Here is a 16,803-nt window from a genome sequence, read left to right as displayed (position 1 = left end):
TACTATTTTATATTCAATATAACACTCCTTATAGTTTTCTCAACTTGTAAAACACATTCTTGAAAAACTTTAAAATAATATAAAAAAGTATATAAAAGTCCAATTCTACTTTTATATACTTTATCTTTTTTATGTTTTTATCACTTTAACCTTCATTAATTAATAAATACTTAAATAGTAAATTCTTTATTTTTTCTTTACAAATATATGTGATGATATTTTACATTGACATTCCATATTTGTAGTAAATATAAAAAGGAATTGCCTATATAATTTAAAGGCAATTCCATAATTATCAATTATTATTTGTTACTATGCAGTTTTACTGCTTTTAGATGGAATAAAGTATCCTATTATTCCTGCTATTACAACTGGAACTATCCAGTTAAATCCTAATGAAGCAAATGGTAAGCTATTAACTAGAGGAATGTTTACTCCAAAGCTTGTTGCAACTGTTAATACACTTACTAATAATGCCATATATGCAGCACATTTGAATACATTGTCATTTTTAATTTTGTTACTAAATAATGCTAATATAACTAGAGTTATAGTTGCTGGATATACCATACTTAATATAGGAGCAGAGAATTGTATTATTGTACTTACTCCAAAGTTTGATATGATTGCACTAAACACACAAACTACTATAACTATATGCTCATATTTTAATTTTCCATCTGTAAGTGTTGAGAAATATTGACCAGCTGCTGAAGAAAGTCCTATAGCTGTTGTTAAACATGCTAATGCAACTATAATAGCTAATAAAATTTTACCTGTAGTTCCAAGTAAAGATGCTGTTATTGCAACTATTAAAGCTGTTTGTTGAACATCTTGTCCATATGCTTGAGATACAGTTGCTCCAAGATAACATAAACCACCATAAACTAGTGCCATACCTATTACTGCAATAACACCTGCACTTACTGTAGCTTTCATCTTCTCTTTTTCACCTGTGTATCCTTTAGCTATTACTGACATGATTATGATTGATGCGAATACACTAGCTGCTAGTGCATCCATTGTTTGATAACCTTGAGTGATACCTTCTGCAAATACATTTTGTATTAGAGAACTATCTCTTATTTCTCCTAATGGAGATACGATACCTTTAACTATTAATACTGCTAAAGCTATAAGTAAAGCTGGAGTTAATATTGACCCAACTATATCTACAACTTTTGATGGTCTTATTGTTAGAAGTAATACTATAGCAAAGAATACTATAGAGAATATTACTGGGCTTATTCCTGAACCTATTGTAGGTAATATACCCATCTCATAAGTTGTTGCTGCTGTTCTAGGTATTGCCAAAAGTGGCCCTATACAGATTACCATTGCACATCCTAATGCAATACTTAATCCTTTACCTGCTCTTGAGAACATCTTTGATGTATCTCCATTAAACTTAGTTGCTGCTATAACTGCTAATAATGCCAAACCACCATCTGCGAAAAGGAATCCTATGAAAGCTACTAACCAGCTACTTCCGGATAAAACTCCTAGATATGGAGGGAATATTAAGTTCCCAGCACCAAAAAACATTGCAAATAGTGCAAATCCAATTACAATTACATCTTTAAACTTGATTTGTTTCTCACCCATTTAAAGCACCCCCATTTTGAATTTTACTACTTTACTGCTTTTTTACTACATTTTACTAAAAAATAAGTCCAATCTCTTCTTAAATGAAAACCTTTTGACGAGATTTTATTTAATTATACATTTTTGACTTAAACTTGTCAATTATGTTTCATAATTTATAAAATCTTCGCAATATTTAATACAACTTTCTTAATTAAATAAAATCAACCTGTATACTTTAAACATGATTGGTTTTTTATTTTTTCTCTAATTTTTCTTGACAAAATTAAAAATTCTAACTTTTTTGAATATTCTTAATTTTAACATCATTTGAACTATTCTTGATTTAACTTGTTTTATGTAATAGTGTATATCCCTCCTTACTATATTACATATAATTTTTTTAATTCAATTTAAATAATTCAATTTAAATTTTAAATATTTTGTGTTTATTATATAATTCTAAAAAAAAGACGTCAATATGATTTTTAATTTTTTAAATTTTCAAAATTATGATATTCAGAAAATCGTTTTCCTTTTATCACAACTCTTATTTACGTTAATTCTTGTAGTATTTTGTATTTATTTTGCTAAATCGATTTCTAATTTTACTAAATTATTGTTCTACATTCATAGATTTTCCACTTCTTTTCCATCTCTGAAATCGTTTTTTCTGAAAATTCCTTATTATGATTCGCAAGCTTACTTTTCTTCATTGTAATTATTTTCTAACTCCCAACTTACTTAAACTTTGCAGTTGCTTGTATCCACATCGACACACTTATATTTCAAAATTAACTAAAAATTCTTAATATATACCTATATAAAAACAATTTAGTACTTCGATTAATTGATTTATATATGCAAACGCCTTAAATTTTATTTTATTATTTTATTATTGTCATAATTTTATTTATATAATATCTTTGTAAAAAACAGCTAATACTTATAACTAAACTTATAAAATTACTCCAAAGTTCTTTTTTTAACATCTAATATTGTTAAAAAATAAACTATATATTTTTTCCAATATTTTCTTATATTTGTTGTATAACAAAAGCAAACAATTAGTATAGAAAGAAAAAATAAAAGGAGTTATCTATATATAAATAATTTCATTTATTATAGATAACTCCTTTAGTTACAGGTTCATATTTTAATTGAATAAAGCTTAATTTGTTCCAAGTGTATTAGATTGACTCTTTGATGGTATAAAATTACCAATTATTCCAGCTATTATAACTGGAACCACCCAGTTAAATCCTAATGAAGCAAGTGGTAAAGAATTTACTATTGGAACATTTACTCCATAAGTAGATATAACTGTTAATATACTTATAAACAATGACATATATACTGCTCCCTTGTATAAATTGTCATTCTTGATTTTTTCATTAAAGAATGCTAGAACTATTAAAACAATTGATGGTGGATAAACTATACTTAATACAGGTGATGCTATCTTTATTATAGTTCCAACACCAAAAGATGCTACTACTGCACTGAATACAGATACAGCTAAAACTATTTTTTCATAACTCAATTTACCTTTTGTAAGTCTAGAGAAATATTGTCCTGTAGCAGATGTAAGGCCTATAGATGTAGTTAAACATGCTAATGATACTACTACTGCTAAAATCGCTTTCCCAATATTTCCAAGCAATCCTTGTGTTATATTTACTATTACTTGTGATTGTACTGCATCTGTTCCATACATTGTTGATACAGTTGCTCCAAGGAAACACAAACCTCCATAAACTAAAGCTAATCCTCCACAAGCAAGCACACCTGCTTTACCAATCATCTTTAATTTTTCACTAATAGAAGTATACCCTTTTTCATTTAAAGATACTATCAACACTGATGCAAGTGCTATTGCTGCAAAGGCATCCATCGTCTGATATCCTTGGCCTATACCTTCTGCAAATACATTAGGTATCATAGGTTTATCTATTACCTCTCCAAGTGGAGATACAACACCTTTTATAATTATAAATGCTAAAGCTATTAGAAGAGCTGGAGTTAAAAATTGTCCAACTATATCTACGACCTTAGAAGGTCTTACTGTTAATACATATGATATCGCAAAATAAACTACACAGAATAATAACACTGGAATCGAAGTTCCAAATAGAGGCATCATACCCATTTCATAAGTTGTTGCACCTGTTCTTGGTATAGCTAGGAATGGTCCTATACATAAAATATCTGCACAACCTATAAGAATCCCTAATTTCATACCACATCTTTTAAACATCTCAATTACGTTTCCATCAAATTTAGCTGTAGCCATTACTGCTAGAAGTGCCAAACCAGCATCGGCAAATGTAAATCCTAAGAAGGCAATTAACCATTCTGGACCTGTAATTATTCCCAAATATGGTGGAAATATTAAGTTACCTGCTCCAAAGAACATTGCGAATAATGCAAATCCAAATACTATCATATCCTTGGTCTTACCCATTATAAAATCCCCCTTTTTAACCTTATTAAATTAATAAAATGCCTCAATTGTTTACGCTTGCATAAATAAATTAATTAAAACAATAAGAACTTATTATTAAATTAATAAAATTAAATAAATTAAATTTTTAATATATTGTATTGATTTGTGCTTATTATATATTATACGAAACAAGCAAGTCAATATACCAAAATTTCAAATAATCACACTCATTTTAATTTTCAAAAAATTAGGTATATTTGTCTTAAATTAATATTTTTAAACGTTTTCTAATCTAATTTATACTTTCATATGACAATATTTGTCTATATTTAAAAAAAATAAAAAAAACCTTAAGGAAAAGGTTTTTTTTATTTTATAATGTTAAATTTTTTAACCTGGCTTTAAAATCTATCTTTTAACATTCTCTGGTATTTCTAATGTTATATTCCCTATTTTTCCATCTCTAAACTCATTTAAAACGGTTGTAGATATACGTGCATAATCAAGCTCTTTTTTTCCTGTTATGAATCCTCTCTTATGACCAATCATATCCATAGTTTCAATTGGAGTTTCTCCTAGAGATTCCAATTTATATCTAGCTTTCAGATTCTCAGGTGCTATCTTCATGAGTTTCTCTATAAGTCTTAAGGCTAAAGTCTCAGTATCCAAAATTTCATCCTTTATAGCTCTACTAAAGGCTAAGTTTAGAGCAACTTCTTGGTCTTCAAACTTAGGCCAAAGTATTCCAGGTGTATCCAAAAGTTCAAGATTCCCTTTTAACCTAACCCATTGCTTCCCTTTAGTTACTCCTGGCTTGTCTCCTGTTTGAGTACTTTTTCTACCTGTTAATTTATTTATAAGAGATGATTTACCAACATTTGGAACCCCAACTATCATTATTCGTATAGCTCTTTCTTTTCTACCTTTATCTTTTAAATTGTCCATTTTTTCTCTAGTTACATTCTTACATTCTTCTATTATCTTATTTATACCAATGCCTTTTATTGTATCAACTGGTATAGCTTTTATGTTAATTTTTTTATAGTACTCTACCCATTGATTTAATTTATCTCTATCTGCCATGTCACTTTTATTAAGTACAACTACCCTTGGTTTATCTCCTACAAGCTTATCTATATCTGGATTTTTACTACTAAATGGTATTCTGGCATCTAACAGTTCAATAACTACATCAATCAATTTTAAATTATTTTTTACTAACTCCTTAGTTTTTTTCATATGACCTGGATACCAGTTTATATGTAGATTGTCATCCATAAGATACTCTTCATATTCATTTGACATATATATCACTCCTTTAAAATATTATATTACTATTCCTTAATTATAATTAAAAAATAAATTTATTTAAATCACTGTATTGTCATGCTTTTAACATCATACTTTACATAATATTCTCTTCTTATTTTAATATTATTTCAAAATATAATTCAATATTTATCGATTTTATTTTTCATTTTAAAAGTTATAAATTCATAAATAAATAATGTATATTTCAACAAATAGTTCTATTTATTTCTGATATAATTATTTGCTATAATTTTCATTAAAATATAAAGAGGACTGATAAATCAGCCCCCCATTTATAAGTAAAGTTTTTAATTATCTATTTCTAGCTTCTTTTATCTTAGCAGCTTTACCTACTCTACCTCTTAAGTAGTTTAGTTTAGCTCTTCTTACTTTACCTTTTCTAGTAACTTCTATTTTTTCTATTTTTGGAGAGTGAACTGGGAAAGTTCTTTCTACACCAACATTGAAAGACATTTTTCTAACTGTGAAAGTTTCTCTTGCTCCTCCACCTTGTCTCTTTAATACTACACCTTCGAATACTTGTATTCTTTCTCTTTTTCCTTCTATAATTCTAACGTGTACTTTAACTGTGTCCCCAGGTCCAAAATTAGGAACTTCATTTTTTAATTGTTCTTGCTCAATTGCTCTTAGTATTTCATTCATCTTTCTTCCTCCTAAATATCATAGACGTTCTTAACTACCCGACCAGTGTAAACAGAGGAACGCCCGTATTTTCAACATTTTATATTATACTATACTTCAATAGTTATTACAAGCACTTTTACGTTTTTAATTCCATTTATAGGTACTTTATTGTATACATGTATATTGATTACTTCTTATACTTCTATTTTTCTTTAGATTTTCTATATAAGTCTAATCGTCTTTCTTTAGTTATTCTTATAGATTCTTCTTTTCTCCACTCATCTATCTTTTTATGATTACCTGATAAAAGCACTTCTGGTACTTTTAATCCTTCAAAATCTCTAGGTCTAGTGTAATGAGGATACTCTAACAAATTATCTTTAAATGATTCTTCTTCAAAAGATTCATCTTGATTTAATACACCTGGTATTAGTCTTGATATAGAATCTATCATTATAAGTGCTGGAAGTTCCCCTCCAGTTAGTACATAATCTCCAATTGAAATTTCATCAGTTACAATTAAATCGATTATTCTTTCATCTATACCTTCATAATGACCACATAGCAGTATTATATCCTCTTTGATAGACATTTGCTTCACTATAGATTGGTTGTATACCTTTCCTTTTGGAGTTAGATAAATTACTCTTGGATTATTTATATTATGAGTTGTTATTATATGCTTATACGTGTCATATATCGGTTGAGGAGTCATTACCATACCAGCTCCTCCTCCAAATGGATAATCGTCTACTTTTTTATGCTTATTATCAGAAAAATCTCTTATATTATATATATGAACTTCAATTACACCTTTTTCAACTGCTCTTTTCATTATACTCTCATTCATATATGAATTAAATATTTCTGGAAAAAGCGTCATTATATGAAATCTCATATTGCCACCTAATCTATCATTCCCTTAATAGGGTCTATAATCATTTTTCTGTCATCAATGTCTATTGTAGGTACAAATTTTTTTATAGCTGGTATCATGAATTCTTTATCCTCTTCACCTTTTATTACATAAACATCATTTGCAGAGTATTGAAGTACATCTTCTAACACTCCTACATATTTTCCGTCTACAGTTAAAACTTCCATACCAATCATATCTGCTATAAAAAATTCGCCTTCTTCAAGTTCTCTACTATCTTCCCTAGACACGTACATAAATTTATTTTTTAGTTTTTCTGCTTTTTCTATAGTATCTATATCCTTTATCTTCATTATAACCATAGAACCTTTGTATCTTACCTTTTCAACAATCCACTTATTATTTAAATCTTTTCCTAGATAAAAATCTTTCAATTCATCAAATCTATCTATATCATCAGTAAGTGGATAAACTCTTACCTCACCTTTTAGACCTTGTGTGTTTACTATTTGACCTATCTTAAAATGAGTTACTTTTTCTTTCATGTTATCACCTTCTTAAAAAATTTAATCTTATATACTCATATCATCATAAATTCTTAAAACTACATATAATTATATAAAAAGGACTAGGTATTATACCTAATCCTCCTATTTACACTATCTCAAGAGAAACTTTTACATTTTCTCTATTTGCAACAGATCTTACGACAGTTCTTATAGCTTTAGCTATTCTTCCCTGCTTCCCAATAACCTTACCCATATCATCTTGAGCAACTGTAAGTTTTAAGACTATACCACCATTATCTTCAAATTCCTCAACGACAACTGAATCAGGATTATCAACTAGAGCCTTAGCTATATCTACAACTAGCTCTTTCATATATTTCATCTCCTAAAGTAACCTCAGCAATGAGTATTTACTTAAACTAATTGCTAAGAAAAATTATTTTGCTTGTTTAGAAGCTTCGAATTTTTCTATTACTCCATTTTTCACAAGTAATTTTTTAACTACTTCTGTTGGTTGAGCACCAGTAGTTAACCATTTTATAGCTTTTTCATCATTTATTTTTACTTGTTTAGGTTCAGAAACTGGATTATAGTATCCTATTTCTTCTATAAATTTTCCATCTCTTGGAGCTCTTGAATCAGCTACTACTATTCTGTAGAAAGGTTTTTTATTAGCTCCCATTCTTTTTAATCTTATTTTAACTGCCATTACAGTCACCTCCGAATAATTTTTACTTTTTTATATTTTATTTAAAAAAAGGTAAACCGCCTAAGCCGCCCCTTTTCTTCATACTTTTTTGCGAACCAGCAAACATCTTCATCATTTTTTTCATTTCATTAAGTTGTTTTATAAGTCTATTTACATCTTGTACACTAGTTCCACTACCTCTAGCTATTCTTTTCTTTCTAGAAGCGTTTAATACTCCTGGGTTTCTTCTCTCATATGTAGTCATTGATTGAATTATGGCTTTAGTTCTATTCATTTCCTTGCCATTCAAATCTACATCTCCAAGTTGGTCTTTTACATTTCCCATACCAGGTATCATACCAATTATCTTGTCAAGAGGTCCCATATTTTGTATTTGTTCCATTTGTTGTAAGAAATCCTCAAAATCAAGTTCTTGTTTTTTTATTTTTTGTTCTAATTCTTTGGCTTTCTCTAAATCTATATTTTCTTGTGCTTTTTCTATTAAACTTAAGACATCTCCCATACCTAGTATTCTTGATGCCATTCTATCTGGGTGGAAAGGCTCTATATCATCTAGTTTTTCTCCCATACCCATAAATTTTATAGGTTTTTGTGTAACTGCTCTTATTGAAAGTGCAGCACCACCTCTAGTATCTCCATCTAATTTAGTTAAGACTACTCCATCAACACCAAGAGCTTCATTGAAACTTTCTGCAACATTTACAGCATCTTGTCCTGTCATAGAATCTACAACCAAAAGTATTTCATGTGGTTTAACTTCTGACTTAATTGATTTTAATTCATCCATAAGCACTTCATCTATGTGAAGTCTACCAGCTGTATCTATAATAACTAAATCATTAGCATTTTTAATTGCATGGCTTAAACCTGCCTTTGCAATATTTACAGGATTTTCTTTATCTCCCATATTAAATACAGGTATATCCAATTTTTCCCCAACAACTTGAAGTTGCTTTATTGCTGCTGGTCTATAAATATCACAAGCTACTAATAAAGGTTTCTTGCCTTGCTTTTTAAAATATCCTCCAAGCTTTCCTGCTGTAGTAGTTTTACCTGCTCCTTGCAGTCCAACCATCATCAAAATTGTAGGAGGTTTTGAGGAAATCATTACTTTACTTTGTACATCCCCCATTAAACTTGTAAGTTCTTCATTTACAATTTTAATTACATGCTGAGCTGGAGTTAAGCTTTGCATAACTTCTTGTCCAACACATCTTTCTTGAACTTTTTTTATGAAATCTTTAACTACTTTAAAGTTAACATCTGCTTCAAGAAGAGCAAGTTTAACTTCTCTCATAGCATTTTTTACATCTACTTCTGTAAGTTTTCCTTTTGATTTTAACTTACTAAATGCCCCTTGTAGTTTATCAGACAATCCTTCAAATATCATTTTATCATCTCCCTACATACATCTTCTATATTTTCTAGCTTAGGGATTAAATTAGCACAATCTCTATTGTGCAATAAATCTTCTTTAATGTCAATAATTTTATCTTTTATAATTTTAATATTTTTTTCCTGCTCCTGAATCTTAGATACTAAGTGTAATTTTTCTTCATAATCTCTTAGTATTTTTTCTGAACGCTTCAAAGTATCATACACACCTTGTCTTGATACATTCAGATTTTCACTAATTTCACCTAAAGAATAATCTTCTTCATAGTATAGAGCTACTATTTCTTTCTGCTTGTCAGTTAATAATTCTTTATATTGTTCAAATAACAATCCAATTTCGACCATTTTTTCTATATTCATATCTTACACTTCCTAGCAGTATACTGTAAAGGTTATCTACTTTACACTATTGTATTTTATATCATATAAACACTCTTGTCAACCATTATTTTTAAAAGAATACTAGTTACCAAATAATGCATCTGAAAATGATTTTGCATCAAAATCTTGCAGGTCTTCTACTCTTTCTCCAACTCCAATAAGTTTTACAGGTACATCTACTTCTGATTTTACTGCAAGTACTACTCCACCTTTTGCAGTCCCATCAAGTTTTGTAAGCACTATACCTGTTATGTCTGCAACTTCTTTAAATGTCTTTGCTTGAACGACTGCATTTTGACCTGTTGTTGCATCTACTACAAGAAGTACTTCACGTTTTGCCTCTGGAAATTCTCTATCTACTATTTTAAATACTTTTCCAAGCTCATTCATAAGATTAGCTTTATTGTGTAATCTTCCCGCTGTATCACATATTAATACATCTGTTTTTCTAGCCTTGGCTGCCTTTATAGCATCAAATACTACTGCTCCAGGGTCTGCTCCTTCTTGATGCTTTATTATATCTACATTCGTTCTATTTGCCCAAATTTCCAATTGCTCTGTAGCTGCTGCTCTAAATGTATCTGCTGCTGCTAATAAAACCTTTTTACCATCTTTTTTGTATTTATTTGCTAGTTTACCTATTGTAGTAGTTTTGCCAACTCCATTTACACCAACCATTAGAATTATACATGGTGTTGGTTCTATATCTAATATAGAGTTTTCATTTGTAAGAATCTCTTCTACTATAGATTTAAGCTCTTCTCTTACTTTCATAGGCTCTGTAATACCTTTTTGCTTTATTTTATCTCTTAGTTTTTCAATTATATCCATAGTTGTATTTACACCAACATCTGCTGTTATTAAAATTTCCTCTAAATCCTCAAGTAAATCTTCATCTACTTTTGTATATGATTTTAAAACCTCATCTATTCTATCAGTTATTCCTTGCTTTGCTTTTGTTAATCCTTGTTTTAACCTTTCAAACAAGTTAACCTTTTTTTCTTCTTTATCTTCCATCTCTTTAGATTCAGTTTCATTATTATAGCTTTCTAATTCTTCTATTTTATCTTCTTTAGAATCATCATTTAAAATAGTTTCTACATCTTGTTCATCAATTTTTAACTGGCCTTCTACTTTTTCATCTTGTTCAGTACTTTCATTAGTAGCATCTTCTTCAGTTTTTTCTTCAATATCTTCTATTTTATCTATAACTTCTTCTTCAAGGCCTGAAAAAATAGTTTCTTCTACATTTTCTAGGTTATCAATACTACTTTCTATTTCTTCTTCTGGCTCAGCATCCTTTTTTTCCAGTTCCTTTTCTTTGTCTTTTCCAAAACCAAATAATTTTTTTAACACTGTTCTTCCTCCTATGTCAATCTAAGTTATATAATATCTGTTATTTCTTGAGCTTCTTTTAATTTTAAGCTAATAACTTTTGAAATGGCTTTTTCTTGCATAGTAACTCCATAAATATAATCAGCTGCTTCCATAGTCCCTCTTCTATGTGTTACCGATATAAATTGTGTTTCTTTAGATAAATCCTTCAAAAACTCTCCAAATCTAAATATGTTTGCATCATCAAGTGGTGCTTCAATCTCATCTAATATACAAAAAGGTGTTGGTTTTGTAATTAATATAGCAAAGAGTATACTTATTGCTGTTAAAGCTTTTTCTCCACCAGACAATAGATTTAGATTTTTCATTTTTTTACCTGGTGGTTGGGCTGTTATTAGTATATCACTTTCTAATAAATTTTCTTTATCTAAAATAGTTAATTCTCCACAACCTCCACCAAATAATCTCTTATACACATACTTAAAGTTTTTACTTATTTCTTCAAATTTAATCTCAAATTCAGATTTCATATTTTCTTCTAATGTATGTATAAGTTTTTCTATCTCTTCCATAGATTCTTCTAAATCTTGTTTTTGTTCACTATAAAAATCGTATCTTTCTTTTATTTCTTCATATTCCTTTATAGAATCTATATTTATATTTCCAAGACTTCTTATTTCTCTCTTTAAATTTTCTAAGAATTTTCTATCTATATCTAAATTTTCATCTTTTATTTCTAATGCTTGTACTAAAGTCAGCTCATATTGCTCAAATAACTTATTTACATATGTGTCTTGACTAGTCTTTAATCTTTCTAATCTTCCACCAACCTTAAATAAACTTTCTTTAAGTTCTATATGTTGTCTATCTATAGCTTTTAATTCTTTATTGATTTCATCAAAACTATTTTTCAAATCATCTTTAGCTATTTTTCTAGTTTCAAGATTTCTGTTACTATCTCCTAATTGTTTTGTTAGGTTTTCTTTTTCTTTTTCTTCAATAGATATAGAATCTTGCAATTTAATTATTTCTTGTTCTTCATAGTTCAATGATTTTTCTAATTGTTTATTTTTTTCTTCTAACTCAGAATTTTCGCCAATTATTCTTTCTATATCTCTGACTATACTATTATAAACTTCTCTTTTCTTTACTAAGGTTAAGTTTAATTCATCAAATTGGGACTTTTCCTTATCATATAAATCATTATATTTTTTTATTTCATCATTTAAACTATCAATTTTTTCTTTATTTTGATTGTATATATTATCTAATTCTTCCATATCTTTTTCAACAATATCACTTTTTTCAAGTGTGTAATTTAAATTGGAGTTCAAATCATTCTTTTCATTATCTAATTTAGTAATACTACCTTTTAAAGATTCAATTTCAGATTCAATGTTCTTTATACTTGTACTTTTTATTATTATACTTTTTTCTAAATCTTTTATTTTATTCTCATACGAATTAATTTCATTTTTTATATCTTTTATATCTTTGTCTAGGGACTCTCTTTTTGATTCTAAGTCTGAAATCTCAATTTTAATGTTATTTATCTTTTCTGTATATTCATTGATGTATCTTTTTCTAGATAGTATATTACCATTAGTTTTTAAACTTCCTCCAGTCAAAGAACCTCCTGGATTTAATATTTCACCATCTAAAGTCACTATTTTAAATCTATGACCAGTTTCTTTTGCAAATTTTATACCTTCATCTATATTATTTATAAGTATAGTTCTTCCAAGTATATTCTCAATTATATTTCTATACTTTTCATTAAATGTAATTAAATCACTTGCTATTCCTATAAATTTAGTATTTGCTTTTAAATTTCCTAAACTTATTTTGTTTGCTTTAATTATATTTAATGGAAGAAAGGTTACTCTACCTAAATTATTCTGCTTTAAATAATTTATTGCAGATTTAGCACTAAATTCATCATCAGTTATTATATTCTGCATATATGCACCCAAAGCTGCTTCTATAGATTTCTCATATTGTTCAGGTACATTTATAATTTGACCTAGTGCTCCATGAATGCCTTTTAAACTTTTATTTTTTAGGACTTCTTTTACACCTCTATTAAATCCCTCATAATGATTTTCCATATCTACATAGACATTTAATTTTGAATTATATCCATTTAGATTATATTTACTTTTCTGTATTTCATCTTCTAGCTCGTTGTATTTACTAATTGTATCTTGTAAATTAGTTGCTAATTCCCTATTTCTATTATTTACATTCTTTAAATCATCATTTTGCATATTAAATTCTTCACTTATGTTGTCTAATTCAAGAGACTTTATTTCAATACTCTTATTTAATTCTGCTATTTCTGAGCTTATATTTTCATCTCTTATATTCATATTTTCTTTATTTGCATTTAATGTAGACAACTTATTACTAAACTCTTGTTTCTTATTTAATATATCTATTATACTTTCTTTCAATAACTCTATATCGTTATTTAAAGATTCCAATTTCATTTTTTGTTTATCTTTACTAGACTCCAACACTTTTATATTTTCTTGTAAAATAGATAGTTCTTCATTTCCTGATGATTTATTACTTTCTAAGTCTTTTATGTATTGCTTATTTTCATTTAGCTTTTCTTTTATATCATTTATTTCTGAACTTTTTCTATGAATTTCATTCGTGAAATTTCTTATTCTTTCTTTAATTAAGTTTATTTGAGATTCTTTTTTTGATATAACCCCTTTAATAGAGTTTATATAATCTACAGACTTTTCAATTACATCTTGTAATACATCTATCTCTTTATTGATGTCTTCTTGTTTTTTCTCTACAATGCTTTTTTGTTCTTCTTTTTCATTAAGTTCTTTTTCAATAACTTTTCTATGCTCATTAACCTCACTTAATTCTTTTTCTGTTCCTTCAATTTCTCTTATAAAGCTATTTACTTCTAATATCTTCAACTTCTCACTTATTTCTAAATACTTTTTTGCTTTTGTTTGTTGATTAAAAAGAGGTTTTAATTGATTTTCAATTTCTATATATACATCATCTATTCTTTCTAAGTTCTCTTTTGTATTACTTAAATTTCTTTCTGCTTCCTGCTTTTTATATCTATACTTTGATATACCACATGCTTCATCAAAAACTTTCCTTCTACTTAAAGGATTATTACTTAATATTTCGTCTACTTTTCCTTGTTCTATGATTGAATAACCATCTTTTCCAATACCAGTATCTAAAAAGACTTCTTTTATATCTTTTAATCTACAGCTCTTATTGTTCAGAAAAAACTCACTTTCACCATTTCTATAAGCTCTTCTTCTTATAGTTACTTCTGTAAAATCTAATTCCAATTGATTCTCAGAATTATCAATGGTAAGAGCAACTTCACAGTAATTCATAGGTTTTTTTGTATCTGTACCTGCAAATATTACGTCTTCAAGTTTATCCCCTCTAAGACTCTTAATACTCTGTTCTCCTAATACCCATCTTACAGCATCAGATATATTACTTTTTCCACTTCCATTTGGCCCTACTATAGCTGTTATTCCTTCTTTAAAAATAATATCTGTTTTCACTGGAAAGGATTTAAATCCCTTTAACTCTAGTCTCTTTAAATACAAATCGTTTCTCTCCCTTCATCGTTAAAACTAAAGGTCATAAATGTCATACAATTTTCTATGAATGTCTATCATATTAGCAATAATTAAACTTTTTCCATCTAACACAATTTCTAATTGATTTATATCTAAATCTGATTCTTGTGTTTTTAAAATCACACCAAATTTTTCTTTCATATACTTCACATTTGTTTTTTTATTTCCTATTATCTTAGAAATATTCTTTTTATTTGATTTCACCAACATTTGTTTTACATCTTTATTTTGTAAAATAATAAATTCCAAATAATCTTTTATCATATCAGCTTCTACTAATTCTCTAAATGCAGGGTGATATGGTCCTGCTAAAACAGCTTTCCCAATTTGTATATCATCAGTAGCTTGAAGTCCAACTCTTATTACATTTATATTATTAACATAAAACAATACAAGAACTTTCTTTACTATACTTATACTTTCATCAAGAGTAAATGGACTATACTCATTTTGCTCCATCAATTTTTCAAGCCCTGTATCTTTTACTACTAAAGTTGGATACACTCTAACACAATCTGGTTTTAGCTCTACAAATTTCTTTGCTGTAAATATACATTTTTCTTCTGTATCAGCTGGAAGACCAATCATCATCTGCAAACCAAGTTTAATTCCACTATTTTTTATCATTTTTGAACTCTTATATACAATTTCTGCTTGATGACCTCTTATACTATCTAATAATACTTTTTCATCTAAAGATTGTACTCCTAGTTCAATTATGCTAGTCTTATAGTCTTTTAACATACTTAGTATCTCTTCGTTGATACAGTCTGGTCTTGTAGACATTCTAATATCTTTCACAATTCCTTTTTCTACATATTCTTTGGCAACTGATAACAGACTTTTTTGTGTATCAATATCTATCGCAGTAAAGCTACCACCAAAAAATGCTATTTCTACATCAGCATCTTTATCTATAGTCTCTAAACATTCTTCAATTATCTTTCTTGCATCTTCACTTGTAACATCAGTACTCACACCTGTTATTTTTTTTTGATTACAAAATATACAATCATGAGGACACCCTTTGTGAGGAACAAATATAGGTATAATTCTCTTTTTCATCTACAACATCCTTCTAATATAAATATTTCTTTTTATATTTTTACATATTACATTTATTTTTCCCATAATTTTTTCTTTAAAGCTACTTTAGCAGCTAATTGTTCAGCTTCTTTTTTACTCTTACCTTCTCCTATACCCAGAACATCTTCATTGATTCCAACTTCCATTACAAATCTTTTATTATGGTCTGGCCCTTTTTCTTCTATAAGCCTGTACCAAATATTATTTTCACCATTCCCTTGTAACACTTCTTGAAGATGTGTTTTATAGTCTCTGAATATATTTCCTTTTCTTGAATCATAAATTATATTTTCCATATAATTCAGTATAAACTGTCTTGCACTTTCAAAGCCTCCATCAAGATATATCGCAGCTATTACAGCTTCAAATGCGTCTGCTAGTATTGAAGTTCTATGTCTTCCTCCAGTTGCCTCTTCTCCTCTGCCTAATAACATGTGAACACCTAAATTTATATCATTAGCTACTTCACTCAATGAATCTTCACAAACTATATTTGCTCTAAGTTTAGTTAGTTCCCCTTCGGGTAGATTAGTTTCTTCATTGAATAAATAATCACTTATCACTATACCTAAAACTGAATCCCCTAAAAACTCCAATCTTTCGTTAAAATTATATTTTTTATTTTCATTAGAATATGAACTATGAGTAAGAGCTTCTAGTATATATTCTTTATTTTTAAATTTATAATTTATAACATTTTCAAATCTTTGTATATTATCTAGTAATTTTTTACTTATTTTCATAACTACATCCCTCCAAAATCCTATTCTATAAATTCTAGTGTACTATTTTTGTCCAAGTATTGCAAAACCAAAATACACAATACCCTTCCTCATAAAAATAAAACTACCTATGAAACAAAATTATCTCATAGGCATCATAGGCAGTTT

At 28.0% G+C, this 16,803-nt stretch carries 14 protein-coding genes; all 14 read right to left on the bottom strand.

Annotated elements, in window-relative coordinates; genetic code table 11:
- Window positions 1-312 precede the first annotated feature (312 nt).
- The 14 genes from brnQ (Q3287_RS04820) to rnc all read right to left on the bottom strand — a co-directional run bounded on the left by brnQ (Q3287_RS04820) (window position 313) and on the right by rnc (window position 16,656).
- The gene (gene brnQ, locus Q3287_RS04820) at window positions 313-1,605 is read right to left on the bottom strand and encodes a branched-chain amino acid transport system II carrier protein (protein WP_054276284.1); all 1,293 of its coding nucleotides are present in this window, start codon (window positions 1,603-1,605) and stop codon (window positions 313-315) included.
- Window positions 1,606-2,755: 1,150 nt separating this feature from the next.
- A complete protein-coding gene (gene brnQ, locus Q3287_RS04815) occupies window positions 2,756-4,048 on the bottom strand; it encodes a branched-chain amino acid transport system II carrier protein (protein WP_054269755.1) in 1,293 nt (430 codons plus the stop codon).
- 390 nt (window positions 4,049-4,438) lie between these two features.
- Entirely contained in the window at window positions 4,439-5,335 is an 897-nt protein-coding gene (gene ylqF, locus Q3287_RS04810) for a ribosome biogenesis GTPase YlqF (RefSeq protein ID WP_054276283.1), read from the bottom strand.
- A gap of 318 nt (window positions 5,336-5,653) precedes the next feature.
- Entirely contained in the window at window positions 5,654-6,004 is a 351-nt protein-coding gene (rplS, locus tag Q3287_RS04805; protein WP_407963595.1) for a 50S ribosomal protein L19, read from the bottom strand.
- A gap of 184 nt (window positions 6,005-6,188) precedes the next feature.
- The gene (gene trmD / locus Q3287_RS04800) at window positions 6,189-6,884 is read right to left on the bottom strand and encodes a tRNA (guanosine(37)-N1)-methyltransferase TrmD (RefSeq protein WP_054269753.1); all 696 of its coding nucleotides are present in this window, start codon (window positions 6,882-6,884) and stop codon (window positions 6,189-6,191) included.
- An 8-nt stretch (window positions 6,885-6,892) separates the two neighbouring features.
- Window positions 6,893-7,408 (bottom strand): ribosome maturation factor RimM, encoded by a 516-nt coding sequence (gene rimM, locus Q3287_RS04795; protein ID WP_054276281.1) that lies wholly within the window; start codon window positions 7,406-7,408, stop codon window positions 6,893-6,895.
- A gap of 109 nt (window positions 7,409-7,517) precedes the next feature.
- Window positions 7,518-7,745 carry a KH domain-containing protein gene (locus Q3287_RS04790; RefSeq protein ID WP_054269751.1) on the bottom strand — a complete coding sequence of 76 codons (228 nt, stop codon included), beginning with the start codon at window positions 7,743-7,745 and terminating at the stop codon, window positions 7,518-7,520.
- A gap of 63 nt (window positions 7,746-7,808) precedes the next feature.
- Window positions 7,809-8,081, bottom strand: coding sequence for a 30S ribosomal protein S16 (gene rpsP / locus Q3287_RS04785; RefSeq protein WP_054269750.1), 273 nt, complete (start codon window positions 8,079-8,081; stop codon window positions 7,809-7,811).
- A gap of 37 nt (window positions 8,082-8,118) precedes the next feature.
- Window positions 8,119-9,471 carry a signal recognition particle protein gene (gene ffh, locus Q3287_RS04780; RefSeq protein ID WP_021383940.1) on the bottom strand — a complete coding sequence of 451 codons (1,353 nt, stop codon included), beginning with the start codon at window positions 9,469-9,471 and terminating at the stop codon, window positions 8,119-8,121.
- The gene (ylxM, locus tag Q3287_RS04775) at window positions 9,468-9,836 is read right to left on the bottom strand and encodes a YlxM family DNA-binding protein (protein WP_003419333.1); all 369 of its coding nucleotides are present in this window, start codon (window positions 9,834-9,836) and stop codon (window positions 9,468-9,470) included. Before ylxM ends, ffh begins: the two co-directional genes overlap by 4 nt.
- Before the next feature lie 102 nt (window positions 9,837-9,938).
- On the bottom strand, window positions 9,939-11,213 hold the full coding sequence (gene ftsY / locus Q3287_RS04770) for a signal recognition particle-docking protein FtsY (protein WP_407963594.1): 1,275 nt from the start codon (window positions 11,211-11,213) through the stop codon (window positions 9,939-9,941).
- 26 nt (window positions 11,214-11,239) lie between these two features.
- Window positions 11,240-14,794 (bottom strand): chromosome segregation protein SMC, encoded by a 3,555-nt coding sequence (gene smc / locus Q3287_RS04765; protein WP_407963593.1) that lies wholly within the window; start codon window positions 14,792-14,794, stop codon window positions 11,240-11,242.
- A gap of 27 nt (window positions 14,795-14,821) precedes the next feature.
- Window positions 14,822-15,892 (bottom strand): elongator complex protein 3, encoded by a 1,071-nt coding sequence (locus Q3287_RS04760; RefSeq protein WP_407963592.1) that lies wholly within the window; start codon window positions 15,890-15,892, stop codon window positions 14,822-14,824.
- Between the two features lie 53 nt (window positions 15,893-15,945).
- On the bottom strand, window positions 15,946-16,656 hold the full coding sequence (gene rnc / locus Q3287_RS04755) for a ribonuclease III (protein ID WP_021383953.1): 711 nt from the start codon (window positions 16,654-16,656) through the stop codon (window positions 15,946-15,948).
- Between the last annotated feature and the right edge of the window lie 147 nt (window positions 16,657-16,803).

The organism is Clostridioides sp. GD02404 (assembly GCF_045898275.1).
In the GTDB taxonomy this organism is placed as follows: Bacteria; Bacillota; Clostridia; order Peptostreptococcales; family Peptostreptococcaceae; genus Clostridioides; species Clostridioides difficile_A.
Note: the sequence above shows the minus strand (reverse complement) of the source record. Positions and strands in the feature narration are given on the sequence as shown.

Coding starts and splice junctions, on each gene's coding strand:
- brnQ (WP_054276284.1), bottom strand. CDS start 1,605: ATGGGTGAGAAACAAATCAAGTTTAAAGATGTAATTGTAATTGGATTT.
- brnQ (WP_054269755.1), bottom strand. CDS start 4,048: ATGGGTAAGACCAAGGATATGATAGTATTTGGATTTGCATTATTCGCA.
- ylqF (WP_054276283.1), bottom strand. CDS start 5,335: ATGTCAAATGAATATGAAGAGTATCTTATGGATGACAATCTACATATA.
- rplS (WP_407963595.1), bottom strand. CDS start 6,004: ATGAATGAAATACTAAGAGCAATTGAGCAAGAACAATTAAAAAATGAA.
- trmD (WP_054269753.1), bottom strand. CDS start 6,884: ATGAGATTTCATATAATGACGCTTTTTCCAGAAATATTTAATTCATAT.
- rimM (WP_054276281.1), bottom strand. CDS start 7,408: ATGAAAGAAAAAGTAACTCATTTTAAGATAGGTCAAATAGTAAACACA.
- Q3287_RS04790 (WP_054269751.1), bottom strand. CDS start 7,745: ATGAAAGAGCTAGTTGTAGATATAGCTAAGGCTCTAGTTGATAATCCT.
- rpsP (WP_054269750.1), bottom strand. CDS start 8,081: ATGGCAGTTAAAATAAGATTAAAAAGAATGGGAGCTAATAAAAAACCT.
- ffh (WP_021383940.1), bottom strand. CDS start 9,471: ATGATATTTGAAGGATTGTCTGATAAACTACAAGGGGCATTTAGTAAG.
- ylxM (WP_003419333.1), bottom strand. CDS start 9,836: ATGAATATAGAAAAAATGGTCGAAATTGGATTGTTATTTGAACAATAT.
- Q3287_RS04760 (WP_407963592.1), bottom strand. CDS start 15,892: ATGAAAAAGAGAATTATACCTATATTTGTTCCTCACAAAGGGTGTCCT.
- rnc (WP_021383953.1), bottom strand. CDS start 16,656: ATGAAAATAAGTAAAAAATTACTAGATAATATACAAAGATTTGAAAAT.